Annotated in this window: 26 protein-coding genes; 14 read left to right on the top strand and 12 right to left on the bottom strand. The window is 64.5% G+C overall.

Features of this window, described 5'->3' with window-relative positions:
- Positions 1 to 46 precede the first annotated feature (46 nt).
- The 4 genes from A3E1_RS0134610 to A3E1_RS0134625 are packed head-to-tail and all read left to right on the top strand — an operon-like array spanning position 47 to position 4,158.
- On the top strand, positions 47 to 1,225 hold the full coding sequence (locus tag A3E1_RS0134610; protein ID WP_020525416.1) for an MFS transporter: 1,179 nt from the start codon (positions 47 to 49) through the stop codon (positions 1,223 to 1,225).
- Positions 1,222 to 1,902, top strand: a complete 681-nt coding sequence (locus A3E1_RS0134615; RefSeq protein ID WP_020525417.1) for an alpha/beta fold hydrolase — start codon at positions 1,222 to 1,224, stop codon at positions 1,900 to 1,902. Before A3E1_RS0134610 ends, A3E1_RS0134615 begins: the two co-directional genes overlap by 4 nt.
- Positions 1,902 to 2,498 (top strand): phosphatase PAP2 family protein, encoded by a 597-nt coding sequence (locus A3E1_RS43710; RefSeq protein ID WP_020525418.1) that lies wholly within the window; start codon positions 1,902 to 1,904, stop codon positions 2,496 to 2,498. The genes A3E1_RS0134615 and A3E1_RS43710 overlap by 1 nt, the downstream gene beginning before the upstream one ends.
- A complete protein-coding gene (locus A3E1_RS0134625) occupies positions 2,488 to 4,158 on the top strand; it encodes a glycoside hydrolase family 3 protein (protein WP_020525419.1) in 1,671 nt (556 codons plus the stop codon). The genes A3E1_RS43710 and A3E1_RS0134625 overlap by 11 nt, the downstream gene beginning before the upstream one ends.
- Here the strand turns inward: A3E1_RS0134625 and A3E1_RS0134630 are convergent.
- The 5 genes from A3E1_RS0134630 to A3E1_RS0134650 all read right to left on the bottom strand — a co-directional run bounded on the left by A3E1_RS0134630 (position 4,147) and on the right by A3E1_RS0134650 (position 9,670).
- Positions 4,147 to 4,878 carry an aminoglycoside adenylyltransferase domain-containing protein gene (locus A3E1_RS0134630; protein ID WP_020525420.1) on the bottom strand — a complete coding sequence of 244 codons (732 nt, stop codon included), beginning with the start codon at positions 4,876 to 4,878 and terminating at the stop codon, positions 4,147 to 4,149. The two genes, A3E1_RS0134625 and A3E1_RS0134630, sit on opposite strands and share 12 nt — an antisense overlap.
- 10 nt (positions 4,879 to 4,888) lie before the next feature.
- Positions 4,889 to 6,103 (bottom strand): MFS transporter, encoded by a 1,215-nt coding sequence (locus tag A3E1_RS0134635; RefSeq protein WP_407637408.1) that lies wholly within the window; start codon positions 6,101 to 6,103, stop codon positions 4,889 to 4,891.
- 29 nt (positions 6,104 to 6,132) lie between these two features.
- Positions 6,133 to 7,761 carry a glycosyl hydrolase family 18 protein gene (locus A3E1_RS0134640; RefSeq protein WP_020525422.1) on the bottom strand — a complete coding sequence of 543 codons (1,629 nt, stop codon included), beginning with the start codon at positions 7,759 to 7,761 and terminating at the stop codon, positions 6,133 to 6,135.
- Positions 7,762 to 7,827: 66 nt separating this feature from the next.
- Entirely contained in the window at positions 7,828 to 8,388 is a 561-nt protein-coding gene (locus A3E1_RS0134645; protein ID WP_020525423.1) for an isochorismatase family protein, read from the bottom strand.
- Positions 8,389 to 8,392: 4 nt separating this feature from the next.
- Positions 8,393 to 9,670, bottom strand: coding sequence for a nicotinate phosphoribosyltransferase (locus A3E1_RS0134650; RefSeq protein ID WP_020525424.1), 1,278 nt, complete (start codon positions 9,668 to 9,670; stop codon positions 8,393 to 8,395).
- 53 nt (positions 9,671 to 9,723) lie between these two features.
- On the opposite strand from A3E1_RS0134650, the gene clpS reads away from it, so the two are divergent.
- The 5 genes from clpS to A3E1_RS0134675 are packed head-to-tail and all read left to right on the top strand — an operon-like array spanning position 9,724 to position 12,360.
- Complete coding sequence (gene clpS / locus A3E1_RS0134655; RefSeq protein WP_020525425.1) at positions 9,724 to 10,032, top strand: ATP-dependent Clp protease adapter ClpS; 309 nt, start codon at positions 9,724 to 9,726, stop codon at positions 10,030 to 10,032.
- Positions 10,008 to 10,529 (top strand): DUF2017 domain-containing protein, encoded by a 522-nt coding sequence (locus tag A3E1_RS0134660; RefSeq protein ID WP_020525426.1) that lies wholly within the window; start codon positions 10,008 to 10,010, stop codon positions 10,527 to 10,529. The genes clpS and A3E1_RS0134660 overlap by 25 nt, the downstream gene beginning before the upstream one ends.
- 47 nt (positions 10,530 to 10,576) lie before the next feature.
- The gene (locus A3E1_RS0134665) at positions 10,577 to 11,035 is read left to right on the top strand and encodes a Mov34/MPN/PAD-1 family protein (RefSeq protein WP_026209114.1); all 459 of its coding nucleotides are present in this window, start codon (positions 10,577 to 10,579) and stop codon (positions 11,033 to 11,035) included.
- Between the two features lie 56 nt (positions 11,036 to 11,091).
- Positions 11,092 to 11,403: a MoaD/ThiS family protein gene (locus A3E1_RS0134670; protein WP_020525428.1), complete on the top strand. Its 312-nt coding sequence runs from the start codon at positions 11,092 to 11,094 to the stop codon at positions 11,401 to 11,403.
- Positions 11,404 to 11,409: 6 nt separating this feature from the next.
- Entirely contained in the window at positions 11,410 to 12,360 is a 951-nt protein-coding gene (locus A3E1_RS0134675; protein WP_020525429.1) for a PLP-dependent cysteine synthase family protein, read from the top strand.
- Between the two features lie 86 nt (positions 12,361 to 12,446).
- On the opposite strand, the gene A3E1_RS43715 is transcribed toward A3E1_RS0134675, so the two are convergent.
- Complete coding sequence (locus tag A3E1_RS43715) at positions 12,447 to 12,893, bottom strand: hypothetical protein (RefSeq protein ID WP_157631936.1); 447 nt, start codon at positions 12,891 to 12,893, stop codon at positions 12,447 to 12,449.
- A gap of 131 nt (positions 12,894 to 13,024) precedes the next feature.
- On the opposite strand from A3E1_RS43715, the gene murI reads away from it, so the two are divergent.
- Genes murI through A3E1_RS0134705 form a run of 5 tightly spaced genes read left to right on the top strand, consistent with a single transcriptional unit; the run spans position 13,025 to position 17,173 of the window.
- Complete coding sequence (gene murI / locus A3E1_RS0134685) at positions 13,025 to 13,843, top strand: glutamate racemase (RefSeq protein WP_040392759.1); 819 nt, start codon at positions 13,025 to 13,027, stop codon at positions 13,841 to 13,843.
- Positions 13,840 to 14,586: an MBL fold metallo-hydrolase gene (locus A3E1_RS0134690; RefSeq protein WP_020525432.1), complete on the top strand. Its 747-nt coding sequence runs from the start codon at positions 13,840 to 13,842 to the stop codon at positions 14,584 to 14,586. Before murI ends, A3E1_RS0134690 begins: the two co-directional genes overlap by 4 nt.
- 20 nt (positions 14,587 to 14,606) lie before the next feature.
- A complete protein-coding gene (rph, locus tag A3E1_RS0134695) occupies positions 14,607 to 15,383 on the top strand; it encodes a ribonuclease PH (protein WP_020525433.1) in 777 nt (258 codons plus the stop codon).
- Positions 15,380 to 15,988 (top strand): RdgB/HAM1 family non-canonical purine NTP pyrophosphatase, encoded by a 609-nt coding sequence (gene rdgB / locus A3E1_RS0134700; RefSeq protein ID WP_020525434.1) that lies wholly within the window; start codon positions 15,380 to 15,382, stop codon positions 15,986 to 15,988. Before rph ends, rdgB begins: the two co-directional genes overlap by 4 nt.
- A gap of 3 nt (positions 15,989 to 15,991) precedes the next feature.
- Complete coding sequence (locus A3E1_RS0134705) at positions 15,992 to 17,173, top strand: FAD-dependent oxidoreductase (RefSeq protein WP_020525435.1); 1,182 nt, start codon at positions 15,992 to 15,994, stop codon at positions 17,171 to 17,173.
- An 83-nt stretch (positions 17,174 to 17,256) separates the two neighbouring features.
- Here the strand turns inward: A3E1_RS0134705 and hutH are convergent, their stop codons facing one another.
- The 6 genes from hutH to A3E1_RS0134735 are packed head-to-tail and all read right to left on the bottom strand — an operon-like array spanning position 17,257 to position 24,953.
- Complete coding sequence (gene hutH / locus A3E1_RS0134710; RefSeq protein WP_020525436.1) at positions 17,257 to 18,792, bottom strand: histidine ammonia-lyase; 1,536 nt, start codon at positions 18,790 to 18,792, stop codon at positions 17,257 to 17,259.
- Positions 18,789 to 20,084, bottom strand: a complete 1,296-nt coding sequence (locus tag A3E1_RS46555; RefSeq protein WP_020525437.1) for an amidohydrolase family protein — start codon at positions 20,082 to 20,084, stop codon at positions 18,789 to 18,791. The genes hutH and A3E1_RS46555 overlap by 4 nt, the downstream gene beginning before the upstream one ends.
- Positions 20,069 to 21,328, bottom strand: coding sequence for a formimidoylglutamate deiminase (locus A3E1_RS0134720; RefSeq protein ID WP_020525438.1), 1,260 nt, complete (start codon positions 21,326 to 21,328; stop codon positions 20,069 to 20,071). The genes A3E1_RS46555 and A3E1_RS0134720 overlap by 16 nt, the downstream gene beginning before the upstream one ends.
- Positions 21,328 to 22,476 (bottom strand): allantoate amidohydrolase, encoded by a 1,149-nt coding sequence (locus tag A3E1_RS43725; RefSeq protein WP_020525439.1) that lies wholly within the window; start codon positions 22,474 to 22,476, stop codon positions 21,328 to 21,330. The genes A3E1_RS0134720 and A3E1_RS43725 overlap by 1 nt, the downstream gene beginning before the upstream one ends.
- Positions 22,473 to 24,119, bottom strand: coding sequence for a urocanate hydratase (hutU, locus tag A3E1_RS0134730; RefSeq protein ID WP_020525440.1), 1,647 nt, complete (start codon positions 24,117 to 24,119; stop codon positions 22,473 to 22,475). Before hutU ends, A3E1_RS43725 begins: the two co-directional genes overlap by 4 nt.
- Before the next feature lie 9 nt (positions 24,120 to 24,128).
- Positions 24,129 to 24,953, bottom strand: coding sequence for a MurR/RpiR family transcriptional regulator (locus tag A3E1_RS0134735; RefSeq protein ID WP_020525441.1), 825 nt, complete (start codon positions 24,951 to 24,953; stop codon positions 24,129 to 24,131).
- Positions 24,954 to 25,551: the final 598 nt, after the last annotated feature.

Consider the following 25,551-nt stretch of genomic DNA (forward strand, 5'->3'; position numbering starts at 1 on the left):
CTATCAACTGCTTATACGTATAAGCAGCCCTCTTAGAGAGGATCATATGCGCCGTTTGCTGTCCCTGCTGCTCCTGGGCAACACCGCGATGTACGCGGTTTACCTGGGCGTCGGTGGTCCGCTTGTGCAGACCGCCATCGCGAACATCGATCCCGCCAACAAGGTCAGCAACGCTGGCCTGGTCGCCGGGGTCAGCGCGATCTTCGCGACGCTGTTCAACCCGGTCGGAGGCGCTCTGTCCGACCGGACCCACTCCCGGTTCGGCCGCCGTAACCCGTGGCTGATCGGCGGTTCGCTGGCCGCCTTCCTAGCGCTCGCCTGGCTCGCGAACGCGACCTCCATCCTGATGATCCTGATCGCCTGGTCCCTGGCCCAGGCCATGATGAACCTCTTCCAGGCCGCGCTGACCGCGATCGTGCCGGACCGCATCCCACGGGAGAAACGGGGCACCGCCTCAGCCGTGGTCGGGGTGGCAACTTCCATAGGAGCAGTTGTTGGTACTCAGATAGCCGCCGCCTACGTAGGAAAGCAAGCCGGGTTCTACCTCCTCGGCGGTGGCGTGGTCGCCGCGGCGCTCCTGGTCGTGCTGCTGAGCCGGGACCCGCGCCCGGGGCAATACGAGATAGTGCCGAAGGTCAAGAGCAGCAACCCGTTGCGGTTCAGTGACTTTCGCTGGGTCTTCATCGGCCGTGCCCTGATGGTGCTGAGTTACTTCATGGTGTTCATGTTCCAGCTCTACATTCTGGACGACTACATCACGCTGCCCAAAGGACTCGCACCCGCGGCGGGTGTCGCCACCCTGACGCTGGTCAACACGGCCTGTTCCTTTGTCGCCATCCTCGTGAGCGGACCGTTAGCGGACAAGCTCAACCGGTACCGCGTCTTCGTTCTCGTCGCGGGCATCGCCGGTGGGCTGGTTCTGTTGCTGCCGTTGGTGTCTCAGACCTGGGGCATGATGCTCGTCTTCACGGCCTTGCAGGGCATGGCTTTCGGGGTCTACATGGCGGTGGACACGGCGCTCGTCACGCTGGTGTTGCCGCGAGCGGAAAACGCCGCCCGGGACATGGGCGTACTCAACATCGCTAACGCTGGCCCGCAAGTCGCCGGGCCGTTCGCTGCCGCGGGTGTCATCGCGATCGGTGGCTATCCGGCGCTATTCGTCGCGGGAGCGGTCATCGCGATCGCCGCCGCGCTGACCGTTATTCCTATTAGGAGTGTCAAATGAAGCTGTACACCCGTGAATGGGGTTCAGGCGACAAAGTGGCCGTGCTGATTCACGGCGTCATCTCGGACTCGCGTGGCTGGTGGCGCGTGGGCCCAGCACTGGCGGAGCGCGGTTACCGCGTTATCGCGGTCGACTTGCCGGGTCACGGTTCCTCGCCGCGAAGCTCCTCTTATAGCCCAGAGCTATTGGCTTCCTCATTGCTGGAAAGCGTTCCGGCGCAGCCGGAGATAGCGATCGGGCACTCGCTTGGCGGACTGACGCTGGCGGTCGCCGTCGAGCGCCTGCTGCCGAAACGGGCGATCTACTCCGACCCTGGTTTCCGTGTCCCTGGGGGTGCGGCGGACATGTTCGCGCAGATCAAGACGTTGCCACGGGAGATGCACGAGCAGTTTCACCCGGGCTGGAGCAGCGAGGAAATCGACATCGAGCTGCTGACCATCGCCGACTGGGATGAGACGTTCATTAGCACGATGACCATGCAGGGCAAGGACTTTACGCCGCCGGTTATCGTGCCGTCGCTGGTGCAACTCGCCGACCCGAGTTTCCTGGTCTCGCCAGAGTTCGCTGAAGAGCTGCGGGACAAGGGTTTTGAGGTGCGCGTCGTGCCGGGTGCCGAGCACACGATCCACCGCCACCTTCTCGGCGACTTCATGTCGTCGTTGGACGGCTGGATCTGATGCGTCCGGCGCTCTACGGTGCGGCTGGGCTGGCAGCGGCGGGTGTGGCCGCTGTCGCTCACCCGCTGTGGCAAGGGCTTGATGACGGGTGGCACATGTTTGTCACCGGGCCGCGTGAGGGTCTGCAATGGGGTCTGGCAATGGTGCTCGACTTCATCGGCGGGCCGAAAGGACTTATCGTCACGCTCGCCGTCGTGCTGCTGCTCGTCGTGCTCAAGCGCTGGCGCTCGGCCCTGTTCTTCTTCACAGGCGGGCTGGCCGCGGCCATCGTGGCCCAGCTCTTCAAGCACGCCGTCGACCGGCCGCGTCCCGGTGATGCTCTGGTCGTGGTCGATCACGGTTCGTTTCCCTCCGGGCATGTGGTCACGGCGGCCGCGACGATCGTCCTGTTAGGAGTCATCATTCCGGCCGCGTGGCGGCAAGCCTGGCTGGGATTCGGTGTCGTCTACGTGGTTCTAGTCATCTGGAGCCGCACCTATGTCTATGCCCACTGGCTCAGTGACGCCATCGCTGGCGCACTCATCGGCGCGGGAGTAGCACTCCTGTGGTGGGCACTGTTTCAGCGATTGCTACGCAAGGAGAATCATGTCCATTGACAGCAAGGTCAGCGAGCTTCTGGCCAAGATGACCCTGGAAGAGAAAGCGGGAATGCTCTTCCACACCATGATCATGATGGGCGATGGCTCCGCCATGGGTGTGGAGTCAAATGAAGACATGGTGCTGGGAAAGCACATGAACCACTTCAACCTCTTCGGGTCCGCGTCGGCGGCGGAGATGGCCACTTGGTACAACAATCTTCAGGATCTGGCAAAGCAGACCCGCCTGGGCATCCCGGTCACCATTTCCACCGATCCTCGGCACCACTTCTCTGACAACCCCTTCAGCAGCATGCTTTCCGGGCCGTTCTCGCAGTGGCCAGAGCCCACCGGGCTGGCCGCCACGCGAGACGCGGAACTGGTCGAGCGGTTCGCTGACATCGCCCGTCAGGAATATCTAGCGGCCGGCATTCGTGTATCGCTGCATCCGCAGATCGACCTCGCGACCGAACCGCGCTGGGCCCGGATCAACCACACGTTTGGCGAAGACGCCGCGCTGACGTCGGAACTGGTGCGTGCCTACATTCGCGGATTCCAGGGCGAAACGCTTGGGGCCCATAGTGTCTCCACGATGACGAAACACTTCCCCGGCGGCGGGCCACAGCTCGACGGCGAGGACCCGCACTTTCCTTACGGACGCGAGCAGGTCTACCCGGGCGGGCAGTTTGACTACCACCTCCAGCCTTTCCTCGCCGCGCTCGAAGCCGGTGGCTCACAGATCATGCCGTACTACGGGATGCCCGTCGGGACGGCTTACGAAGAGGTCGGATTTGGCTTCAACAAAGCGATCCTGACGGGGCTGCTGCGCGAGAAGCTGGGCTTCGACGGGATCATCTGCACCGACTGGGGTTTGGTCACGGATGCCGAAGTCTTCGGGCAGACCTTCCACGCCCGTGCTTGGGGAGTCGAGCACTTGTCGCGCTTGGACCGAGTACACAAAATTGTTGAAGCTGGGGCCGATCAGCTTGGCGGGGAAGCGTGCCCGGATCTGATCGTGGAGCTGGTCAAGGCGGGCCGGATCACCGAGGAGCGGCTGAACACCTCCGTCGCGCGGCTATTGCGCGAGAAGTTCGCCCTTGGCTTGTTCGACAACCCCTACGTCGATGTGGCCAAAGCTGAGGAAACCATTGGGCGCCAAGACTTCATGGCCGCCGGATTCGAAGCGCAAAAGGCGTCGCTGACGCTCCTCAAAAACGAGGGGGTACTCCCGCTGCGCGCTCAAAACGTTTACGGCGAAGGAATCGACGGTTCGGTGGACAGCCCCGAGGAAGCCGAGGTCGCCATCATCCGGCTCAAGGCACCGTTTGAGCCGCGTGAAGGCGCACTGGAGTCGTTCTTCCACGCCGGAACCCTGGAGTTCCCAGAAGAAATCGTTGAACACGTCGCGGCGGTGGCGGCGAAGTGCCCGGTGGTCCTCGACATATACCTGGATCGGCCAGCGATCCTGACGCCGTTGGTTCCACACGCGGCGGCGATCATCGTGAACTACGGCGCACAGGAGGAGGCGCTGAAAGACGTCCTGTTTGGACGATCGTCGCCAAAGGGCAAGCTGCCCTTTGACTTGCCGTCCTCGATGCAGGCCGTCACGGAAAGCCGGAGCGACGTTGCGTTCGACACGAAGGACCCGTTGTACGCCTTCGGATTTGGGCTAACTTACTAGCCCTTCGATCTGGGCGACCACGTAACCGGCGTGCTGGTGAACGCGGGAGAACAGCTCCTCGCTCCAGTGTTCATCAGCCTCGCCCAGGTAGATCGCGCGTGCGTGCTCAAGGACTGGCCGGTGCCCGGGCGGCAGTTCGGCCAGCGCCCAGTCGGCGGCTTTGTCCTTGCGCAGGATCTGCCCGGTCGCGAGGGTCGCCCAGATGCGGGCGAAGGTCAGCAGCACGTTGCGGGTGTCGTCATCGAGGTCGGCTAGCAGAGAAGGTAGCCCGGCCACCATCGCGTTTCGGAGATCCTCGCTGGGGACGGGGTCGAGGAGCTCGTGCGGTGGTGGCCCGAACAGAATCGCGTTGCCCTGCAGCACCATGGTGATGAGCACGGCCAGATCAGGCGCGGGGTGCCGTGCTGGCAACTCACCGCGCTCGAAGGAGGCTCGCAGCCACTCTCCGTAGAGGAAGTCGCAGACCGGCGGATAGCGCCACGGCTTGACGTCGGACTCGACGGCGAGGATCAGCTCAACGGGCCTGTCGAATCTGTTGCGGAGAAGCTCGGCGGTGAGGGCACGTCGCTGCGGGTCGGTCAGCGCTCGCCGCGTCACCGCCAGCACATCGATGTCGCTGTGCGGCTGCATGCCACCCAAGGTCGCCGAGCCATGCTGATAGGCACCCAGCAGATCGTCGCCGAGCACTCCCTGAACCAGGTGCAGCACACCCTCGCTCATGCCCTGGACCCTAGTCGAAAGTGAGCGCCGGGCGTGGGGTCCGTTGCCAGAACGGAATCGCGACCGCGACGATCAGCACCCCGGTCAGCCCAGCGGCGGCGAAGCCCCACTGCGGTCCCAGGTTGTCGATGATCGCCCCGGCGAACGGTGCCCCGATGGCGATGCCACACGTCAGTGCCGTGCCGTGCAGGCCCATGGCCTCGCCCCGGGCGGCGGCCGGAACCAGCTGGCTAACGCTGTCCACTGTGGAGGCGAGCGATGGCGCGCACAGCAGCCCACACGGGATGAGCGCCGCGATCAGCCACCACCACGGTCCGGCCAGGAGCGCGAGCGGGATCGTTAGGGCACCCAGCCCAGCGGTCAGCACCAGCGGCGACAAACCGCGACTGAGCGCACCGTAGACAAAGCCGCCGATGAGCGAATACACGCACCAGAGCGCGATCACGAGGCCGGTCCACTGGGTCGAGCCGGCCCCTTCAAGCACAGCTACGACGGAAAGCTCCGTGGCGGAAAGGATCAGCGTGGTCGCGGCCGTGACGACGAGCAGCATCAGGAAGCTGGGGCGAAGCCACTGCCGCCGTGGAATCGGTGCCGCGTCGGCTTGCTCCTGCTCTTCGGCGGCAGAGCGGATCGGCGGGTTCATCGCGAACAGCACGATGCCGGCGAGCACGAGCCCTGCTCCCACGCCGTAAAGCGTCGCTGGGCTGCCGAAGGCCGTGACCGCGGCGACCGCGAGCGCGGGACCAGCCATATAGGACAGTTCAACGGCCATCGAGTCGAGCGCGAAAGCCGGCCGGCGGTGCTCTTGCGTCACCAGTGCCGCGACGAACTGCCGCATCACGCTGAAGATCGGAAGACTGGCGAAACCTGCCAAGCCGGCTGACACCACCAGAACGGGATAGCTCAGCGAGGGCGCGGCTGCCCAGTAGATCGCCTGAGCGATGGTGGTGACCGCGAACACGGGCCGCAAGCCGACCTTGTCGACCAGGCGCCCGAGGATCGGGGAGCCGACGCCCACACCGGCCATGGTCACCGCACCGGCGATGCCAGCTTCGGTGAAGTTGAGGTCGAGCGAGGTGACCACGTGGAGGGTGATCGCCATGCCTGCCGCGGTGGCCGGGATGCGGGCGAGCAGCCCAACGAACATCAGCCAGCGCATTCCGGGCTGGGCTAGGACGTGGCGGTAAGGGGCGATGTTCATAACGGTCGGTACCTCCGAGCCCATCATGCCCGGAGGTACCGACAGATTTCTAATTAGTTAAGTGCGTTGCGCATCGCGGTGATCAGCTCGCCGTTCGTGGTGTCTCCGGAAAGCTCCCAGAAGAACGAGCCGCCGAGCGACTGGCTCTTAGCCCAGGCCGTCTTGCTCGCGATGGTGGCTGGGGTGTCATAGCTCCACCAGTTGCCACCGCAGAAGGCATAGGCCGTGCCGCCAACCGTTCCCGTCGCCGGGCACTGCGTCTTGAGCACCTTGTAATCCTGAACACCCGGCTCAATGCCGCTCGCCGCGCCGGTCGCGCTGCCGCCCGGTGCCGACTGGGTGACCCCGGTCCAGCCCCGGCCGTAGAAACCGATGCCTAGCAACAACTTCGACGACGGTACGCCCTTCGACTTGAGCTTGGCGATCGCCGCTTCCGTGCAGAAGCCAGCGGTCGGGATGCCCGAGTAGCAGTTCAGTGGCGAGTGCGGAGCCGTCGGGCCCTGCGCCGCCCACGCGCCGAAGTAGTCGTACGTCATTGGCATGTACCAGTCGACGTACTGCGAGGCGCCACCGTAGTCGGCAGCGTCGATCTTGCCGCCGTTGCTTCCGTCAGCCGTGATGGCGGCGGTGAGCAGGTAGCTGGAGCCAACGCGGGCACGCAGTGCCGCCATCAGCGTCTTGAACGAACCGAAGCCACTGGTGTCACAGGACAGGCCACAGGCGTTCGGGTACTCCCAGTCGATGTCGATGCCATCGAAGACACCGGCCCAACGTGGGTCTTCAGTCAGGTTGTAGCACGAGTCGGCGAAAGCCGCCGGGTTCGCGAGCGTCTGGCTGAAGTTGGGGGAATACGTCCAGCCGCCAACCGACAGCAAGACTTTGAGGTGCGGGTACATCTTCTTGAGCTTGAGCAGCTGGTTGAAGTTTCCGCGCAGTGGCTGGTCCCACGTGTCGGCGACACCGTCGACGCTCTGGTCGGCCGTGTAGGCCCGCTCGTAGTCGTTGTAGGTCTCGGTCAGCACGCACCGGCCACCGGAGATGTTGGCGAAGGCGTAGAGGATGTGTGTCATCTTCGCGGCCGAGCCACTCGTGTGGATGTTCTTGACGTGGTAGTTGCGGCCGTATTGCGCCCAGTTCGGGAAGTAGCCGATGAGCCTAGATCCCGGGTTTGGCGGAGTGGGGCTGCTCGTTGGGCTCGTGCTCGGGCTCGTCGAGGGGCTCGTGCTCACGGAAGGTGACACGCTCGGCGAAGCCGATGTTTGCGTTGGTGTCGGGGAAGCACCCGTGGAACAGTTCGCCCCGTTGATCGTGCAGTTGCCTGGACGGCCTGTCCCAGCGCCGTTGAAACCAAACGACGTCGACGTTCCCGCGGCCAGAGTCTTGTTCCAGCTCTTGCCAACGGCTGTGTAGCGCGTCCCGCCGCTGATCGCGGCACTGGTGATGTCGGCATCCCAGAAGGACCCAACACTGGATCCTGTTGGGAGATCGAAGGTTAGCGTCCAGTTCACACTCGAACTGGTGCCATTGGTGATGGTGTACTTGCCGCCGTAGCCGGATCCCCAGTCCGATTCGGAGGTATACGCCGCCGTTACCGATCCAGCAGCCGACGCCATCGTTACTCCGATGCCGACTGTGGCGGTGATCAGCGCGGCGGCTACGCCTGCCACAAGACGCTTGCGCATGTGATCTCCCGTCAAGAAGGTGGGTGCGCAAACGTTAAGTTAACTTTCCTAAAAATAGAAGATGTCTTAGGAAAGATCTAAGGCGACATCATGCTGCGCGAGTTCTTCGAGCGCAAGCTCAGTGGTGTGCGGGGCGACCCCGGCGGTCAGCCCGACCAGCACCGTCGTCTGAAAGCCCTCGCGAGCGGCATCGAGGGCCGTCGCCTTCACACAATGGTCAGTGGCTATGCCGACGACATCGACCGTGTCAACATCATGCATGCGCAGCCACGCCGCGAGATTGATGCTTCCCGCCGTGCCCTCGAAACCGGAGTAGGCCGCCGCGTGCGCGCCCTTCTGGAACACCGCTTCGATCTTGTCGGTGTCCAGGTTGGGGTGAAACTCGGCGCCCGGTGTCCCAGCGATGCAGTGCACCGGCCAGCTGTCCACAAAGTCTGGTGGATTGCCGAAATGCGCTCCGGGATCGGTGTGAAAGTCTTTCGTGGCAACGATGTGGTCCCACGGGAGGCGGCTCGGGGCCAGCGCGGCACTGATCTTCGACGCTACGGCGGCTCCGCCTTCCACCGCAAGCGAACCGCCTTCGCAGAAGTCGTTCTGAACGTCCACAATGATCAGGGCACGGGACATCTGGCTACTCCAAGGTCACGGGGATGGCCGGGTCTCCGGAGGACAGTTTAAGCCCCTCCCACGGTATCGAGATCAGGCAATCACGCAGATGATCGCGACTTTCCTTTAGCGTCGGCAGATCGCTGACTGGCTCGCCGTTGACGATGAACTCGCGCTGCAAGGCGCGATCTCCCGTCATCGCGGCTGGAGTGCCTTGGGAGACAACGACTTCCTCTGTTGCCGTGCCGGTTGGCTTATGCCGGCGGACCGCCGTCTTGCGCCCGCCAATGGAACCCTTGTTCTCCGAGCGCTTCATGACGGCCCGTCCCTCGACTTCGACGAGCTTGTAAACCAGGCCCGCTGTCGGGGCACCGGATCCGATCACGACAGCCGTGCCGGCCCCGTAGATGTCAACGGGTTCGGCTCGCAGCGCGGCGATCGCGTACTCATCTAGATCTCCACTCACGACAATCTTCACGTCGGGCGCGCCAAGCTCATCGAGCAGCGCGCGTGACTGCGCCGCTAGGACGGACAGATCGCCAGAGTCGATGCGGATCGCGCGCAGATTCGGCCCAGCGACCTCGATAGCGTTGCGGATGCCCTGCGTGATGTCGTAGGTGTCCACCAAAAGAGTGGTGTCATAGCCGAGCGCGTCGATCTGTGAAGCGAAGGCGGCCTTCTCGTCATCGTGCAGGAGCGTGAACGCGTGCGCCGCCGTGCCAGCGGTCGGAATGCCGTAACGCAAACCCGCGGCGAGATTCGAAGTGGCCGAGAAACCCGCGAGATAGGCCGCCCGGGCCGCGGCCACAGCGCTTTCTTCCTGAGTACGCCGTGAGCCCATCTCAATCACAGCACGCCCCTTGGCCGCGGTGACCATGCGGGCCGCCGCCGCGGCGACGGCGCAGTCGTGGTTGAGCACCGACAGGATCAGCGTTTCCATGACGACACACTCGGCGAAACTGCCGGAAACGGTCAGTATCGGGGAGTTAGGGAAGAAAAGCTCGCCTTCGGCGTACCCACTGATGTTGCCTTTGAAGGTGTATTGGCTGAGCCAATCGGCGGTGTTGGCGCCGACGATGCGGTTTTGCGCGAGGAATTCGATCTCCTCGGCGCCGAACCGGAAATCACGCAGCAGATCGAGGAGGCGCCCCGTTCCCGCTACCACGCCGTAGCGGCGCCCAGGCGGCAGCCGCCGGGCGAAAACCTCGAATACGCACTGCCGGGAGGCTGTGCCATCTTTCAAGGCGGCGCTAACCATCGTTAGCTCGTAGTGGTCGGTCAGCAATCCGGGAGATCCGCGCACATGGACAGCTTAGGTTTTCAGCGGTGTCGCCGGAGGACCCATCCGTTCGTAGGATGGGGCTTGTGACCGCCGCCCCGCATACCGCGCCGAGCCAGACGGCCGACCCGGACACTGGCTATGAGCTGGAGCCAGACCGCCCTTGGGTAACCATCGTGCACAACGACCCGGTTAACCTCATGAACTATGTGACATGGGTGTTCCAGCAGCTCTTCGGGTACAGCAAGGACAAGGCGGAGCTTCTGATGCTGGACGTCCACCACAAGGGCCGGGCCGTGGTCAGCTGCGGCGCCCGTGAGCGGATGGAATACGACGCCTCCTGCCTGCACGGCTATGGCTTATGGGCGACGGTGGACAAGTCGTGACGTTTTTCAGGCGCAGTGGCCAGGACTGTGTGGCCACGTTCCGCCCAGATGAAGTCCGCCTCTTGCGGAAAGTCGCAGAAGAAGTGGTCGGGCTCTTGACGGACGGCTTCGACCGGGAAGACCCGGTCGTCGGACGCCTGTTCCCCGATGTCTATCCCGACTCGCAAAAGGACTCAGACGAGTTCCGGCGCTTCACCGAGGGCGACCTTAAAACGGCGAAGATCGATCAAGCGGGCGCGATTCTGGCGGCCCTTCCGGAAGAAGGCGAAGGCGAGGTTCGGCTCGATCCTGAAGCCTCGCTCGCGTGGCTGCGCGGGCTCAACGACGCCCGGCTCGCCCTGGGGATCCGGCTGGAGATCACGGACGACACGCTGCTCGACTACGAACTCGATGAGGCGATCGCCGAGGACCCGAGTTCTCCGCGCGTGTTTCAGCTGAGTGTTTACTCCTATCTCGGATATTTACAGGATTCATTGCTCACCGCCCTCAGCCGGTGACCGGAGTCACCGCCTTTCGGTGGGGTCAAAGCGCTAAGCTCGCATTCGTGCTGACCATCGAACAGGCGATTCTCGACGAGATCGTCGCCCATGCCCGCCGGGACCATCCCGACGAGGCGTGCGGTGTGGTCACAGGCCCCATCGGATCAGACCGCCCCGTGCGGCACATCCCGATGGAGAACGCTGAGCGTTCGACGACCTTCTATCGCTTCGATTCGCTGGAGCAACTGAAGGTCTGGCGGGAGATGGACGACCGTGACGAGGAAGTTGTGGTCATCTATCACTCCCACACCGCAACCGAGGCATACCCTTCCCGCACAGACGTCAGTCTCGCGGCAGAGCCTGGTGCCCACTATCTTCTGGTCTCAACCCGTGAGCCTGAGTCGACCGAAATCAGGTCGTTCCGTATTCTTGACGGCGTGGTGACGGAAGAGCCGGTGAATGCCGTGCAGTCGTACCTGTTTGGGCAAACCCCAAACGCGGTTGATTACGAGTGTCGCAGCTGAAAGCTGACCCGTAATCCATACCCGTACGTCTTTCTTCTTCCAGGAGTTATCTAGTCATGGCTATCGATGTTCGTATCCCCACCATCCTCCGCTCTTACACCGGCGGCTCGAAGGCGGTTTCCGGCACCGGCGACACCCTCGCCGACCTGCTCACCAACCTCGACGGGGCGCACCCGGGCCTGCGTGGCCGCCTGGTCACCCCCGAGGGCGGGCTGCACCGCTTCGTCAACATCTACGTCAACGACGAGGATGTGCGCTTCCTCGGCTCGCTTGAAGCCAAGCTCAATGACGGCGACACCGTGACGATCCTGCCCGCCGTGGCTGGCGGCGCCCTAGGATTCGCCGCGGCGCACGCCCTTCGCGGGTGATCGGCCGTGGCTCGGTATGAGTCGCTATTGGACATGTGCGGTGAGACCCCGCTGATTGGCCTGCCCCGTCTTTCGCCCTCGGAAGACGTGCGGATTTGGGCCAAGCTGGAAGACCGCAACCCCACCGGCAGCGTCAAGGACCGGGCCGCGCTTTACATGATTAAGGCGGCTGAGGCCGAAGGGATTCTTCGCCCGGGGGCCACCATCCTTGAGCCGACCAGTGGCAACACGGGCATCGCGCTGGCGATGGTGGCCAAGATTCACGGCTACCGGCTCGTCTGCGTGATGCCGGAAAACGTGTCCACGGAACGCATTCAGCTGCTGCGGATGTATGGCGCGGAAATCATCTTCTCGCCCGCGGCCGGGGGCTCCAACCAGGCTGTGGCCACGGCGAAGCAGATCGCGACGGAGCATCCCGACTGGGTGATGCTCTACCAATACGGCAACGAGGCGAACGCCCGGGCGCACTACGAGACCACGGGGCCGGAGCTGCTGCGTGATCTGCCCACGCTGACGCACTTCGTGGCCGGGCTCGGCACCACCGGAACCCTCATGGGAACGGGCCGCTATCTGCGCGAGAAGAACCCCGACGTGTCGATCATCGCCGCCGAGCCGCGCTATGGCGAACTCGTTTATGGACTGAGAAACATCGACGAGGGCTACGTGCCGGAGCTTTACGACGCCTCGGTTCTCACCCGCCGGTTCTCAGTGGGTACGCGAGACGCGGTGCTGCGCACACGGCAACTCGTCGATGTCGAAGGTCTGTTCGTCGGCTTCTCGACGGGAGCGGTCTTCCACGCGGCGCTAGCCGTGGCGCACGAGGCTGTCCGGGATGGACGCAAAGCCGACGTCGCCTTCCTCGTCGCCGACGCGGGCTGGAAATACCTGTCGACAGGCGCCTACACCGGCACCCTCGCCGACGCGGAAACCTCTCTCGAAGGCCAGCTCTGGGCTTAAAGTCGTCCCTGGCTGCGTTGGGCAGGCCCTTGTTTACCAAGAACGTAAACGGCGGGCCCGTCCGCCTTGCCAGGAACGACTTCGGATTATGGAACGGCGTAGAACAGAGCGATATTCGCGGCTAGCAGGATCGTCGCCGCGCTGAGCAGATACCAGGGCAGAAAAGCCCGGTGGATCGAAGCGAAGGCGGCGGCGATCAGGCTGGTTCCCCCGATCCCGATGACGATGGTCGCGACGATGTACCACTGCGGCGCGGAGCCGAACAAATACTCGGCCATGAGGCGTCCCGCAGGGAGCACACCACCGAAGGCACAGGCCGCCGCCCAGAACGCCATGCCGAGCAGGCGAGCGTTGGCTGGGGGAGCGTCATCTTCGGTCGGGAGCCGGAAACGAGCGCGCAAAGCCACCCGGAGCTGGTCAAGTTTTGGCACCTGGGCGGGCTCAACCGTCAAAACACCGACGGCGCCCTGCGGCTCCGCGGGCTTACGGGCGCCCGGCATCACAGCGGAGAGTTTTTCCTTAACCGTGCTCACACTGGGACAACGCCCTTAGATGACCTACGTAACGCGACCATTCGCTCACCAACCCGAGCACATGTCGCGTTAATGACATGTGCTAAAGGACTCTTCGCACACAAGGGGTGCGGCAAAGTAGGCTGCGCAGCGTGACGGGCCTCGGTGTATCGCCAACGTCGGACAGACCGATTGGCATATTTGATTCCGGAGTCGGTGGGCTGACGGTGGCCCGCGCGATCCTGGATCAGTTGCCGCATGAGCAGGTCATTTACCTAGGCGACACGGCACACATGCCCTACGGGCCCAAGCCGATCGCCGACGTCCGCGCCTACGCACTCAAGTGCCTGGATCAATTGGCTGACCGCGGCGTCAAGCTGCTGGTCATCGCCTGCAACACGGCATCAGCCGCGTGCTTGCATGACGCTCGCGAGCGCTACTCCATCCCGGTGGTCGAAGTGATCCGTCCCGCGGCACGCCGCGCCGTGTCCGCGACCCGTAACCAGCGTGTAGGCGTGATCGGAACGATTTCCACGATCAAGTCTGGCGCGTACCAGGATGCCTTCGCCGCGTCGCCCTCGATAAGTGTGACGGCCGCCGCATGTCCGCAATTCGCCGAGTTCGTCGAGCGTGGAGTGACCTCAGGGCGGGCATTACTGGGTTTGGCGAGTGGTTACCTAGAGCCACTGCAGCGGGCAGGCGTGGATACTCTTGTTCTTGGATGCACGCACTATCCGTTACTTACCGGCCTGATCAGCTTGGTGATGGGGGAACAGGTGACGCTGGTGTCGAGCGCTGACGAAACCGCCCGCGATGTTTACCGCGTGCTGGTGGAGCAAGACCTGCTCCGGCCGGACGGCGCGCCCAGTCCCGTGCATGAACTGCTCACGACGGGCGATCAGGAGATATTTGACCGCCTAGCGCACCGATTCCTCGGTGAGCTGCGACTCAAACGGGGTGCGCCCGCATGAGGCTGACCGTTCTTGGCTGCGCCGGAAGTTTTCCCGGCCCAGAATCCGCTTGCTCGGCTTATCTCGTTGAGGCGGATGGTTTTCGGCTGCTGATCGACTTTGGCCCTGGTGCCTTGTCGGCTCTGCAGCGCTATTCGAGCATGAAGTCCATCGACGCGATCCTGCTGAGCCACTTGCATTGCGACCACATGATGGACGCAACGTCCTATGTGGTCGTTCGCCGGTACGCACCCGATGGGCCATACCCTCCGATCCCCGTTTACGCGCCTTCTGGCGCCCCTGAACGGATCGCGGCGGCTTACAGCCTCGATGAGGGTCCGCTCGACGATGTGTATTCGTTCTACGCTTTGCAACCCGGCACGTTCCCCATCGGCCCGTTCCAGGTGCAGGTAGACCGGGTCAATCACCCCGTCGAGACTTACGGGGTTCGCCTGGAGCACAACGGCCGCGTGCTCGCCTATTCCGGCGACACGGCGGTGTGTGACTCGGTCATCGGCCTGGCCCGCGACGCTGACGTGTTCCTATGCGAGGCAAGCTATCTCGATGGCGTGGACAATCCGCCGGGGCTGCACCTGACGGGCCGTGAAGCGGGCGAGGTGGCGACAAAGGCCGGTGCGCGCAAGCTTCTGCTCACGCACTTGGTGCAGGCCTGGGGATCAGAATCAGAGACTTACGCGAGCGCGGCTGAAGCCTTCGCTGGCCCAGTCGAGATAGTCCGCCCTGGCGCGAGGTATGACATCTAGCCCCCTATAGGGTGGGGCGCATGGCCCGTCCAGATGCACGCAAGCCCGATGAGCTGCGCCCGGTCAAGTTAACCCGCGGCTGGAGCCGTCACCCCGAAGGATCGGTGCTGGTGGAATTCGGGGACACCCGGGTTTTGTGCACCGCGAGCGTCACCGAAGGTGTGCCGCGCTGGCGCAAAGGCACCGGCCACGGCTGGGTCACCGCTGAATATTCGATGCTTCCCCGCGCGACGTCGACACGGTCAGACCGCGAGAGCGTCAAGGGCAAGATCGGCGGGCGGACCCACGAGATTTCCCGGCTCATTGGTCGTGGCCTGCGGGCCTGCATTGAGCTGCGTGCTCTGGGGGAGAACTCCATCGTCATCGACTGTGATGTGCTGCAAGCCGATGGGGGCACCCGGACCGCCGCGATCACCGGTGCCTATGTCGCGTTGCACGACGCTGTCAGCTGGATGGCGGCCAAGAACATGCTGACGCGTAAGCAAACCATCGACACCGCCCTGCACCGGTCCGTCGCCGCGGTCAGCGTCGGCATCGTGGCTGGCGAGGCGCGTCTTGACCTGTGTTACGAGGAGGATGTCGCCGCTCAGGTCGACATGAACATCGTCTGCACGAGCCTCGGCGATTTCGTTGAAGTGCAAGGCACCGGCGAAGAAGGCGTGTTCGATCGCGGGCAGCTCAACGCCATGCTCGACCTGGGAGTGGCGGGTTGTGAGCAGCTGACGAAGCTTCAGCGCGAAGCGCTTGGACTGCCCACATTGGACGCTGCCGGACTGCTGGCGGTGTTCAAGAAATGAAGAAGCTCCTCGTCGCCTCCCGCAACCAGAAGAAGCTCGGTGAGCTGCAACGCATTCTGGCCGGATCCCCTGACCTGCGTGACATTGAACTGCTGAGCCTCAACGACGTCCCGGAATATCCAGAGGCGCCGGAGAAGGGTCTCACCTTCGCCGAGAACGCCCTGATGAAGGCCCGCGAAGGGGCGAAGTACACCGGGCTGCCCACGGTTGGCGACGACTCCGGGCTCGCGGTTGACTTCATGAACGGCATGCCCGGCGTGCTCAGTGCCCGGTGGGCCGGGCGGCATGGCGATGACAAGGCCAACCTCGACTTGCTGCTCGCTCAGCTGTCCGATGTGGACGAACCGCACCGGGGCGCGCAGTTCGTTTGCGCCATCGCCCTGGCTCTGCCCGGCGGCAAGGAACATCTCGTGCACGGCAAGATGCCGGGCCGGCTAATCAGGTCGCCTCGCGGTGCAGGCGGGTTTGGCTACGACCCCATCTTTGTCGCTGACGGACACACGCTGACCAGCGCAGAGCTCGACCCCGACGCTAAGGACGCCATCAGTCACCGGGGCCAGGCGCTGCGTGCGCTCGCGACAGTGATTGCCAAGACCCTAAACTGAGGCGTGGCGTCGACCCAAGTTTGTGTCGCCGGCGGCGGGCCCGCCGGGCTAATGCTCGGCTATCTCCTTGCCCGGCAAGGAATTTCCGTTATCGTGCTGGAGAAACACGCCGACTTTCTGCGTGATTTCCGGGGCGACACGGTTCACTCGTCCACTTTGGAGCTTCTCGACGAAGCCGGCCTGGGCGATCGAGCCGAAGACTTACCCGGCCGCAAAGCCGGGCAGCTGCGCATGTCGTTCGCTGACGGGACGTTCACGGTCGCGGATTTCACGCGCTTGCGGGGCAAACATCCCTACCTCATGTTCGTGCCACAGTGGGATTTCCTGGAGCTAATCGCCTCCGAGGCCGCGAAGCTGCCGTCGTTCAAGCTGTTGCGCTCCACCGAGGTGACCGATCTGCTCCGTGCCGAAGACGGCACCGTCACCGGGGTTCGCGCGGGTGACCGCGTGATCGAGGCCGGCCTGACCGTGGCCTGTGATGGCCGTTTCTCCACGGTCCGTTCCCTGCTGGGCTTGGAGCCGGTCGAATACGGCGCCCCGATGGACGTGCTGTGGTTCCGGGTCTCGCGCACAGAAGCTGACGGCGAGGGCCTCGAACTGCGGGTCGGCCACGGCGGCTTGATGATCTGCATTGACCGCGGCGACTACTACCAATGCGCCTTCGTCATCGCTAAGGGCGGCTACGACGAGGTAGTCGCGGCCGGACTCGAAGCGTTTCAGGCACGGGTCGCCCAGCTGGCACCGTTCCTAGCCGACCGGGTTGGCGAACTGTCCACATGGGACGATGTCAAGCTGCTGACCGTCAAGCTCAACCGGCTTGAGACGTGGCACGGCCCCGGCTACTTGCTGATCGGCGACGCGGCACACGCGATGAGCCCGATCGGCGGCGTCGGTGTCAACCTCGCCATCCAGGACGCGGTCGCGACGGCCCGCATCCTGGGACTGGCCCTCAAAACGGGGCAGCCGCTGGACCTCGCCGCCGTGCAGAAGCGGCGAGAGTTCCCTACGGCCGTGACCCAGCGCGTGCAACGGATCGCTCAGCAGCGCTTCGTCGACCCGTTGCTGCGCGCCGACGGCCCCGTGTCCGCGCCGCTGCCGCTAAAAGTGTTGCGCCGCTTGCCCTTCCTGCAAGGCCTGCCCGCCCGCATGGTCGGCATCGGCGTTCGCCCCGAACACCTCGCCTAGCCGAAAAATCTGCGCGTTTAGCGACGTGTTGCCCGAGCGGGCCGGCCACTGCTCTGTTGCACGGCCCGCTCGGGCAACGTGGCTTAGGCCAGGGGGCCGACTTCGGCCGTGATGGCGGCGAGGAGGTCGTTGCTGGCGACGGTGGCGCGAGCGTGTTCGAGAATCGGGGCCAGGAAGACGTCTGGTCCTGGTTCCCCGGCGTAGGCCGAAACCTTCTCGATGGCGATCCGTCCAGCGGGCGATGGCGTCAGCGGAGCACGCAGCTGCAGGCCGCGAACCCCGGCCAGCAGCTCGACGGCGAGCAGTGAGGTGAGGTTGTCCAGCACACGGCGCAGCTTCACCGTCGCGGCCCAGCCCATCGACACATGGTCTTCCTGCATGCCGCTGGTGGGGATGGTGTCCACCGAGGCGGGAGAGGCCAGGCGGCGGTTCTCCGCCACGATGCCCGCTGCCGTGTACTGAGCGATCATCAGACCGGAGTTGACACCCGCGTCTGGGCTCAAGAACGGCGGAAGGTCGCGGGACCGGGTCACGTCAAGCAGACGGTCGACCCGGCGCTCGCTAATGGAACCCAACTCGGACGCGGCGATGGCGAGGAAGTCGGCCGCGAAACCCAGAGGCGCGCCATGGAAGTTGCCAGTCGACTCGACGCGGCCATCGGGCAGCACGACCGGGTTGTCCGCGACACTCACCAGCTCGCGAGCGGCGACCGAGCGCGCGAAGTCGAGCGTGTCACGGGCCGCTCCGGCGACCTGCGGGGCACAACGCATCGAATAGGCGTCCTGGACCGCGTGCACCATGTCGTGCCGATGACTGTCCATAATGGACGAGTTTTGCAGCAGCTTGGAAATGTTGGCAGCGCTGGCACCCTGACCCGGATGCGGCCGGATGTCGTGAATCGACGGGTGGAACGGGCGGTCCGTGCCGAGCATCGCTTCGATCGACAAAGCGGCGGTCAGATCGGCCATCGTGCACAGGTGCGCCAGATCGTGGCACGCCAGCAGCAGCATGCCAAGCATGCCATCGGTGCCGTTGATGAGCGCGAGACCTTCCTTGGAAGACAACGCGATCGGCTGCAAACCGGCGGCGTGCAGGGCGTCGGCACCATTGATGCGGGCGCCGTCCTTGCCCAGGACCCAGCCTTCGCCCATGAGCACGAGGGCGCAGTGGGCGAGGGGAGCGAGGTCGCCGGAGGCGCCGAGTGAGCCGTGCTCCGGCACCCATGGGACGATGTCGTGATTGAGCAGGTCCACCAGCGCTTGTGCTACCAGTGGGCGGACACCAGAGTGCGCCAGGGCAAGGCTGCGCACTCGCAGCAGGATCATCGCTCGTACGACCTCGCGGGGCATCGGAGCACCAATGCCAGACGCGTGCGACCGGATCAGCGCGTGCTGCAGTTCAGCCCGCCGGTCAGGCGAGATGAACGTGTTCGCGAGCGCGCCGAAGCCGGTGGAGATGCCGTAGACCGGGCGTCCATCGCGCTCGATGTTGTCCACAATGGACCGGCTGCGGGTCATAGCGGCGATCGTGTCATCGCTGAGCGAGACCGTGGCCGACTCCCGCGCCACGGCTAAGACGGCGGCCGGCGTGATGCCATTCGGGCTAACGATGACGGTCATAGCAGCTCCTCCCCGGAGTCGGCCTTGACTCCGGACGTGGTGTGGGGCAATGAGAAGTGCTCAAGTTTCCCCTTGAGCATGGTGTGCTTGATGAGTGGGACACCGGGGCGGTAAGCCAGGTGTAGTGAGGTGGGGGCGTCGAGGATGATCAGGTCGGCCCGGGCGCCGATGCCGAGGTGGCCAATATCGTCGCGGCGCAAGGCTTTAGCGCCACCGAGGGTCGCGGCTTCCACGGCTTCGTGTGGCGTCATGTGCATGTCCCGCACCGCGATCGCGATGCAGAAAGGCATTGAGGACGTGTACGACGAACCAGGGTTGCAGTCCGTCGCGATGGCGACCGTGACCCCGCAGTCGATCAGCTTGCGTGCGCGCGGATAGGGCGAGCGGGTCGAGAACTCACAACCCGGTAACAAGGTCGCGACGGTGTGCGAGGACGCGAGCGCGTCAACGTCTCCACTGGACAGATGCGTGCAGTGGTCGGCGCTCGCGCAGTCGAGCTCGACCGCGAGCTGCACCGCACCACTGGCCGTCAACTGGTTGGCATGGATCCGGGGCAGAAGACCTTTGGCGATCCCGGCCTTGAGGATCTGCCGTGCTTCACCGACGTCGAACGCGCCTTTCTCACAGAACACGTCGATCCACTTGGCATGCGGCGCGCAGGCGTCCAGCATCTCGCCGCTCACGAGATTGACGTAATCATCACGCCGCCGTCGCTCCGCATCCGCACCGGTGACCGTCGCGCCATGAACGCCGGAACTCGGGGCTGCCGCGCCGAAACTAGCCGCGCCAGCACCAGAACGTGCGGCCTGCGGCGAAGGCACTGTCACGGGCGGCATGACATGCGCGCCGAGGAAGGTGACCTCGTCGGTCAGCTGAGCCGCGAGCCGGACACTGCGTGCCTCCGTTTCGACATCAAGGCCATAGCCGCTCTTGATCTCGACAGTTGTCGTGCCCTGCCGGTTCATCTCGCCGATCAGCCGCTTCGCGTTGGCCAGCAACTGTTCGTCGGTCGCTTCTCGCGTGGCGGCGACCGTGGTGCGAATGCCACCGCCGGTGTAGGGCTCGCCAGCCATGCGCGCGGCGAACTCATGTGCCCGGTCACCGGCGAACATCAGATGGCTGTGGCTGTCAACGAATCCCGGCAGCACTGCCCGGCCCTCGACGTCCAGGAACGAATCAGCTTCCGGCGCGTGGCGTGAGGAGCCAATCCACTCGACACGGTCGGTCACGATGAGGGCATCGCCCTCCTGGCCGAACAATTCGCCGATGTTGGCGATCAGAAGAGAGCGCATATGGCTTGCTCCAATTCTGCTGGCGCGTCAATGGAAAGGTGCCGTCCCGCGCGCACGATCTCCCGGCCGTCGCACATGACGTTGGTGATGTCGGCGTTCGTCGCGGCGAAAAGGATTCCGGCCGGGTCGATGCCGGCGGTGCGGATGGACTCCAGCGAGACTGTCACCAGATCGGCGCGCTGGCCGGTGGCGATCGTTCCGGTGTCGGTCCACCCGAGACTGTCGTGAGCGGTCGCCGCGGTTAACAGCTCCTGCCCGCTGAAGTGGCCACGCTCTTCCGTCGCGAGGCGCTCGTTGAGTTCCAGAGCGCGGGCTTCCTCGAAGAAATCGATCACGGCATGGCTGTCGCTGCCGAGGGTCAACTTCGTGCCGTGGTTCGCCAGCTCGCGGGCGGGGCCTATGCCGTCGCCCAGATCCCTTTCGGTGGTGGGACAGAAGCAGGCATACGCGGTACCCAATAGGTCTATGTCGGTTTTGGAAAGGTGAGTGGCGTGGACGGCGGTGAAGCCCTCTTGCAGCACGCCTCGCTCCGCGAGCAGCTCGACTGGCGAACAGTGGTGAACCGCTTGGCACGCTTCGTTTTCGGCTCTCTGCTCGGAAACGTGAGCGTGGATCGGGCCGTCAAACTCGGCGACGAGCTGCATTTGTGACGGTGGCACCGCGCGCACGGAGTGCACGGCGGCACCGATCCGGGTGCCGGTTAGCCCCGTGACGCGCTCGGCCCAGGCCTCGGCATCGCCGTCGCCGAATCGAAGCTGCACGCCTTCCAGCGGTGCGCCATCGACCGTGGACGTCAGGTAAAGCGTGTCGATGAGGGTAATCCGGATGCCCGCGTCGTGTGCGGCCCGGATCAGCGCGTGTCCCATCGCGTTCGGATCGTCATAGCGCACCCCACCGGGAGCGTGGTGCAAGTAGTGGAATTCGCCAACTGTCGTGATGCCCGCCAGCGCCATCTCGGCGTAAACGGCACGGGCGAGGCGGTAATAGGAGTCAGGGTCCAATGTGGACGCAACGTGATACATCTGATCGCGCCACGTCCAGAACGAGCCGCGATCAGCGTGGGTGCGCCCGCGTAAGGCGCGATGGAAAGCGTGTGAGTGCGCGTTGGCGAACCCCGGTAAGGTCAAGCCTTTCCGGCGTTCGCCCTTGGTCCCCGTGGAAACGGATTGAATCCGGCCATCGTGCACCTCAAGCTGCACATCACGGGCGACACCCGTTGGCAGCCAGGCAAACTCACAGGTCATTAGCATGCTAAGTCCTCAAGCACCTTGGCGAGCGCGGATACACCGGCCTGACAATCCTCATCAGAGGCGAACTCGGCCGGTGAATGTGATATCCCCGTTGGGTTGCGGACGAACAGCATTGCGGTAGGAACGAAAGCGCTGAGCACGCCAGCGTCGTGTCCGGCGCCCGTGGGCAGGATCGGTGCGCCACCTAGGGTCGCGGCGATCTGGTCGCGGAGCGTGGGATCAAAAGTTGTTTCCCCCGAGACGGATTCGGCGGTCAGGGTGACCTCCGTGCCGTCGCGGCCAGCGCGCTCTGTCGCCTTGGCGAAGACCGCTTCAACCAAGTCATCGACAGTTCGCGCTTCGGCCGCCCGGGCATCCAGCCACGCCGTCACGCGGGCGGCGATGGCGTTGGTGGCGTTGGGTTCTACCGCAACTCGGCCGATGGTGGCATGCGCGTGCCTGAGCCGGGCCTCCTTGTTAGCGGCAAGCACCGTGAACGCGAACGTCAGCATAGGATCGCGCCGGTCGGTCATGAGCGTGGTGCCCGCGTGGTTGGGCTCGCCGGTGAAATCCAGGCGCCAGCGGCCGTGCGGCCAGATCGCGCTCGCGACACCGACCGGTTCCTGAAGCGCCCGGCCCTGCTCGACGTGCAGTTCCACGAAACAGCCGATGCGGCTCATGATGTCTTCGCGCTTGCCCACCGGCTGGATGACGTCCTGAAGCGAGATACCATCGCGATCCTTCAGCACAATGCCCGGGTCGACGGCTCCGGTCAGCAGCCGTGAGCCCAAGCAGGCCAAGCCAAACCGGGACCCCTCCTCTTCGGCGAACACCGCGATACCGATGGGGCGCTTGGGCCTGACCCCTCGGGCACGGAGTTCGTCGACCGCCAGCAGGGCACTGACGATCCCTAACGGACCGTCAAACGCCCCGCCATGCGGCACCGAGTCAAAGTGGCTCCCGGTAATAACCGCATCGGCACCCGAGCCCCACCAAGCGAAGATGTTGCCGTTGCCGTCGTGTTCGACGTCGAGGTCGCGCTGCGCGGCCTGGTCGAGAAACCAGGCGCGCAGCTCAAGCTCCGGCGGCGTCCAGGCGTAGCGCACGTAACCGCCGGTGATCGGATCACGGCCGATGTGCGCGATGTCTTCAAGCAGCTTCATGACTCTTGCATGGGCACCCGGACGCCCTTGTCTTGAGCGACCTCGGCGGCCAGTTCGTACCCGGCGTCCACGTGCCGGATGACGCCCATGCCCGGATCGTTGGTCAGCACTCGCTCGATCTTCTGCGCCGCAAGGTCGGTGCCGTCAGCGACGGTGACCTGCCCGGCGTGAATAGACCGTCCAATCCCGACACCGCCGCCGTGGTGGATGCTGACCCAGCTGGCACCGCTGGCCGTGTTCACGAGCGCGTTCAGCAACGGCCAGTCGGCGATGGCGTCTGACCCGTCGAGCATTGATTCCGTTTCGCGGTAAGGCGAAGCGACACTGCCGCAGTCGAGGTGATCGCGGCCGATGACGATCGGTGCTTGAATCTCGCCCTTCTTGACGAGATCGTTGAAGACAGCTCCCGCTTTGTCCCGCTCGCCATAGCCGAGCCAGCAGATGCGAGCGGGCAGTCCCTGGAAGGCCACCTTTTCGCTCGCCATCTTGATCCAGCGGTGCAGCGACTCGTTTTCCGGGAACAGATCCAGAATCGCCTTGTCCGTGACGGCGATGTCCTTGGGGTCGCCCGAAAGCGCGGCCCAACGGAAGGGGCCCTTGCCTTCACAGAACAGCGGGCGGATGTAAGCGGGAACGAACCCGGGGAAAGCGAACGCCCGGTCGTAGCCGCCGAGCTTAGCCTCGCCGCGAATCGAGTTGCCGTAGTCGAACACCTCAGCGCCCTTGTCCATGAACCCGACCATCGCCTCGACATGTTTGGCCATGCTGGCCCGCGCCCGGTCGGTGAACTCCTCGGGCTTCTTGGCCGCATAGTCGGGCGCGTCAGGAAGGTCGATGCCCTCGGGAAGGTAGGACAGCGGATCGTGCGCGCTGGTCTGGTCGGTCACGATGTCGATCTCGACACCTCGGCGCAGCAGCTCGGGGTAGACCCACGCCGCATTCCCCACGACACCTACGCTTAGCGGCACCCGGTCGCGCTTGGCCTTCAGTACACGGGCGATGGCGTCATCGAGACCGTCGGCGACCTCGTCGAGATACCTTGTGGCGACCCGCTTCCGCAGCCGCGTCGGGTCGACGTCCACGACCAGGCAGACGCCACCGTTCATCGTGACCGCCAGCGGCTGCGCGCCGCCCATGCCGCCGCAGCCGGCGGTCAGCGTGAGCGTGCCTTGCAGAGAGCCGCCGAAACGTTTGGCGGCCACGGCCGCGAACGTCTCGTACGTGCCCTGGAGGATGCCCTGGGTTCCGATGTATATCCACGATCCGGCGGTCATCTGGCCGTACATCGTGAGCCCGAGGTGCTCCAGCCGCCGGAACTCCGGCCACGTCGCCCAGTCGCCAACCAGGTTGGAGTTGGCCAGCAGGACTCTCGGAGCCCACTCGTGCGTCCGGAAAACGCCGACCGGGCGCCCAGATTGGACGAGCATCGTCTCGTCATCTTTAAGCGTGGTAAGCGTTCTGATGAGCGCGTGGAAGCTCGGCCAGTCACGCGCGGCCTTGCCCGTTCCCCCGTAGACCACGAGATCGTCTGGGCGTTCGGCTACATCGGGGTCAAGGTTGTTGCACAGCATGCGAATCGCGGCTTCCTGCTGCCATCCACGTGCGGTCAGCTGCGTGCCGCGAGCGGCCCTAATAATCTCCATTGATTACTCTCACTCCACAAAGAGGTGCCGTCGGGCGGCGGACAGTTCAAAATTCTCCAGGCGCCGCTGAGTCGCGCTCGGGTCAATGTCACTCATCGCCTGAAGAAGCACCATGGTCAGGACCATCGGCGCGGTGTGCATGTCGAAAACGAGCTGTGAGCCCACACTCGCGACGAGCGTGACATCGGCGAGTTCCGCGGCCGGGCTGACCGGCGAGTCGGTGATCAGCACGATGCCAAGCCCGAGCGTGCGGGCTTCGCTAAGACCATCAACAAGTTCGCGTGGGTACCGGGGGAGGGCGAACCCCAAGACAGCTTTCGCCCCTGAGCCGGCCGCCTGTTCCAGCCGCTCGGGAAGCAAACTGCCCCCGTCATCGATAACCCGGACCTCAGGGTGGATCTTCGCGGCGAAGTACCCGAAGTAGCGGGCCAGCGGAGCCGCCGCGCGCAGCCCGAGCACCGGCAACGGCCGGCTGGCAGCCAGCAGAGCGGCCGCGGCCTGGATCGCGCGCTCGTCAGCCAGACTGTCGGCGAGCCGGTTAAGGTTCGCCATTTCATCCCGGACGGCCCGTTGCAGGTCATTCCCGTCCTGTTCCCGGTCCGTGGGACGCCCAACCACTTCGCGCAGCTTGCGTTTCAGCGCCGGATAGCCATCGAACCCGAGCGCTATCGCGAACCGGGTCACGCTCGGCTGACTCACCTGGGCGAGTTCAGCCAGCTCAGCAGCGCTTAAGTAAGCAACCTCATCGGCCCGGTTGACCAGCTCTCGGGCAATGCGGCGCTGCGTCGGGGTCAGCCTCGTGCTCTGCACCAGCTCCCGAACAGCATCATTCACAACGCCACTGTATGCATTCTTTCATTCAGTCCGCAATCCGTTGCCCATCATTCGCCCCGCCTACCCAGGCCAACCCGCTTTCCCGCCCTCGCTCACCTCGCCAACCCGGCATCGGCCACCACGCTTCGCCCCGCAGACGCTTCCGCCCCGTTACTTCCGCACAGGCCGCCCAACGTCGTCTCAGCGTCGGTTCCGCGAAGGTCGTTAGCCGAGACCGCGGCTTCCGCACGCGTCGTATTTCAGCGGGGTCGGTGACTGGTGGCGGTTTGGCGACAGTGCCGACAGTTGCTCGGTGTAAGTCGCGAGCCGTCAGCTGAGTTTGCGACTAGGTAGCTGCGTCGCTTCCTCGCGGACGGCCTACGGCATGGTTGCCGCGGCCGGCTCCGGACGTTGGAAGCGGTTCCATTGGGTGATGGGCAGTCGATCTGTCCTTTGTTGACGACCGGTTTGGCTAGGGCACAGCGTTTCAGTTAACTCGATCGGGGAATAGGGAACTTTGTTTCCCGCATCCGCCGGCCGCAACGGTAGCTCGATCACCTTTGACCCCAACGGTTTGCGGTGGGCGAGGGGAGGGTCGCCCGAAAGCGCGACGAACTGA

It is taken from the genome of Catelliglobosispora koreensis DSM 44566, from assembly GCF_000379685.1.
In the GTDB taxonomy this organism is placed as follows: domain Bacteria; phylum Actinomycetota; class Actinomycetes; order Mycobacteriales; family Micromonosporaceae; genus Catelliglobosispora; species Catelliglobosispora koreensis.

What these genes read in the sequence shown, in the direction of transcription:
- A3E1_RS0134625 (WP_020525419.1), top strand. Translation starts at nt 2,488, where the DNA reads ATGTCCATTGACAGCAAGGTCAGCGAGCTTCTGGCCAAGATGACCCTG.
- A3E1_RS0134615 (WP_020525417.1), top strand. Translation starts at nt 1,222, where the DNA reads ATGAAGCTGTACACCCGTGAATGGGGTTCAGGCGACAAAGTGGCCGTG.
- A3E1_RS0134660 (WP_020525426.1), top strand. Translation starts at nt 10,008, where the DNA reads ATGGGCGACGGTGGACAAGTCGTGACGTTTTTCAGGCGCAGTGGCCAG.
- A3E1_RS0134630 (WP_020525420.1), bottom strand. Translation starts at nt 4,878, where the DNA reads ATGAGCGAGGGTGTGCTGCACCTGGTTCAGGGAGTGCTCGGCGACGAT.
- hutH (WP_020525436.1), bottom strand. Translation starts at nt 18,792, where the DNA reads ATGACCGTCATCGTTAGCCCGAATGGCATCACGCCGGCCGCCGTCTTA.
- A3E1_RS0134610 (WP_020525416.1), top strand. Translation starts at nt 47, where the DNA reads ATGCGCCGTTTGCTGTCCCTGCTGCTCCTGGGCAACACCGCGATGTAC.
- hutU (WP_020525440.1), bottom strand. Translation starts at nt 24,119, where the DNA reads ATGGAGATTATTAGGGCCGCTCGCGGCACGCAGCTGACCGCACGTGGA.
- A3E1_RS0134720 (WP_020525438.1), bottom strand. Translation starts at nt 21,328, where the DNA reads ATGACCTGTGAGTTTGCCTGGCTGCCAACGGGTGTCGCCCGTGATGTG.
- clpS (WP_020525425.1), top strand. Translation starts at nt 9,724, where the DNA reads ATGGGGCTTGTGACCGCCGCCCCGCATACCGCGCCGAGCCAGACGGCC.
- A3E1_RS43725 (WP_020525439.1), bottom strand. Translation starts at nt 22,476, where the DNA reads ATGAAGCTGCTTGAAGACATCGCGCACATCGGCCGTGATCCGATCACC.
- A3E1_RS0134670 (WP_020525428.1), top strand. Translation starts at nt 11,092, where the DNA reads ATGGCTATCGATGTTCGTATCCCCACCATCCTCCGCTCTTACACCGGC.
- A3E1_RS46555 (WP_020525437.1), bottom strand. Translation starts at nt 20,084, where the DNA reads ATGCGCTCTCTTCTGATCGCCAACATCGGCGAATTGTTCGGCCAGGAG.
- A3E1_RS43710 (WP_020525418.1), top strand. Translation starts at nt 1,902, where the DNA reads ATGCGTCCGGCGCTCTACGGTGCGGCTGGGCTGGCAGCGGCGGGTGTG.
- A3E1_RS0134635 (WP_407637408.1), bottom strand. Translation starts at nt 6,103, where the DNA reads ATGGGCTCGGAGGTACCGACCGTTATGAACATCGCCCCTTACCGCCAC.
- A3E1_RS0134690 (WP_020525432.1), top strand. Translation starts at nt 13,840, where the DNA reads ATGAGGCTGACCGTTCTTGGCTGCGCCGGAAGTTTTCCCGGCCCAGAA.
- A3E1_RS0134645 (WP_020525423.1), bottom strand. Translation starts at nt 8,388, where the DNA reads ATGTCCCGTGCCCTGATCATTGTGGACGTTCAGAACGACTTCTGCGAA.
- A3E1_RS0134640 (WP_020525422.1), bottom strand. Translation starts at nt 7,761, where the DNA reads ATGCGCAAGCGTCTTGTGGCAGGCGTAGCCGCCGCGCTGATCACCGCC.
- rph (WP_020525433.1), top strand. Translation starts at nt 14,607, where the DNA reads ATGGCCCGTCCAGATGCACGCAAGCCCGATGAGCTGCGCCCGGTCAAG.
- rdgB (WP_020525434.1), top strand. Translation starts at nt 15,380, where the DNA reads ATGAAGAAGCTCCTCGTCGCCTCCCGCAACCAGAAGAAGCTCGGTGAG.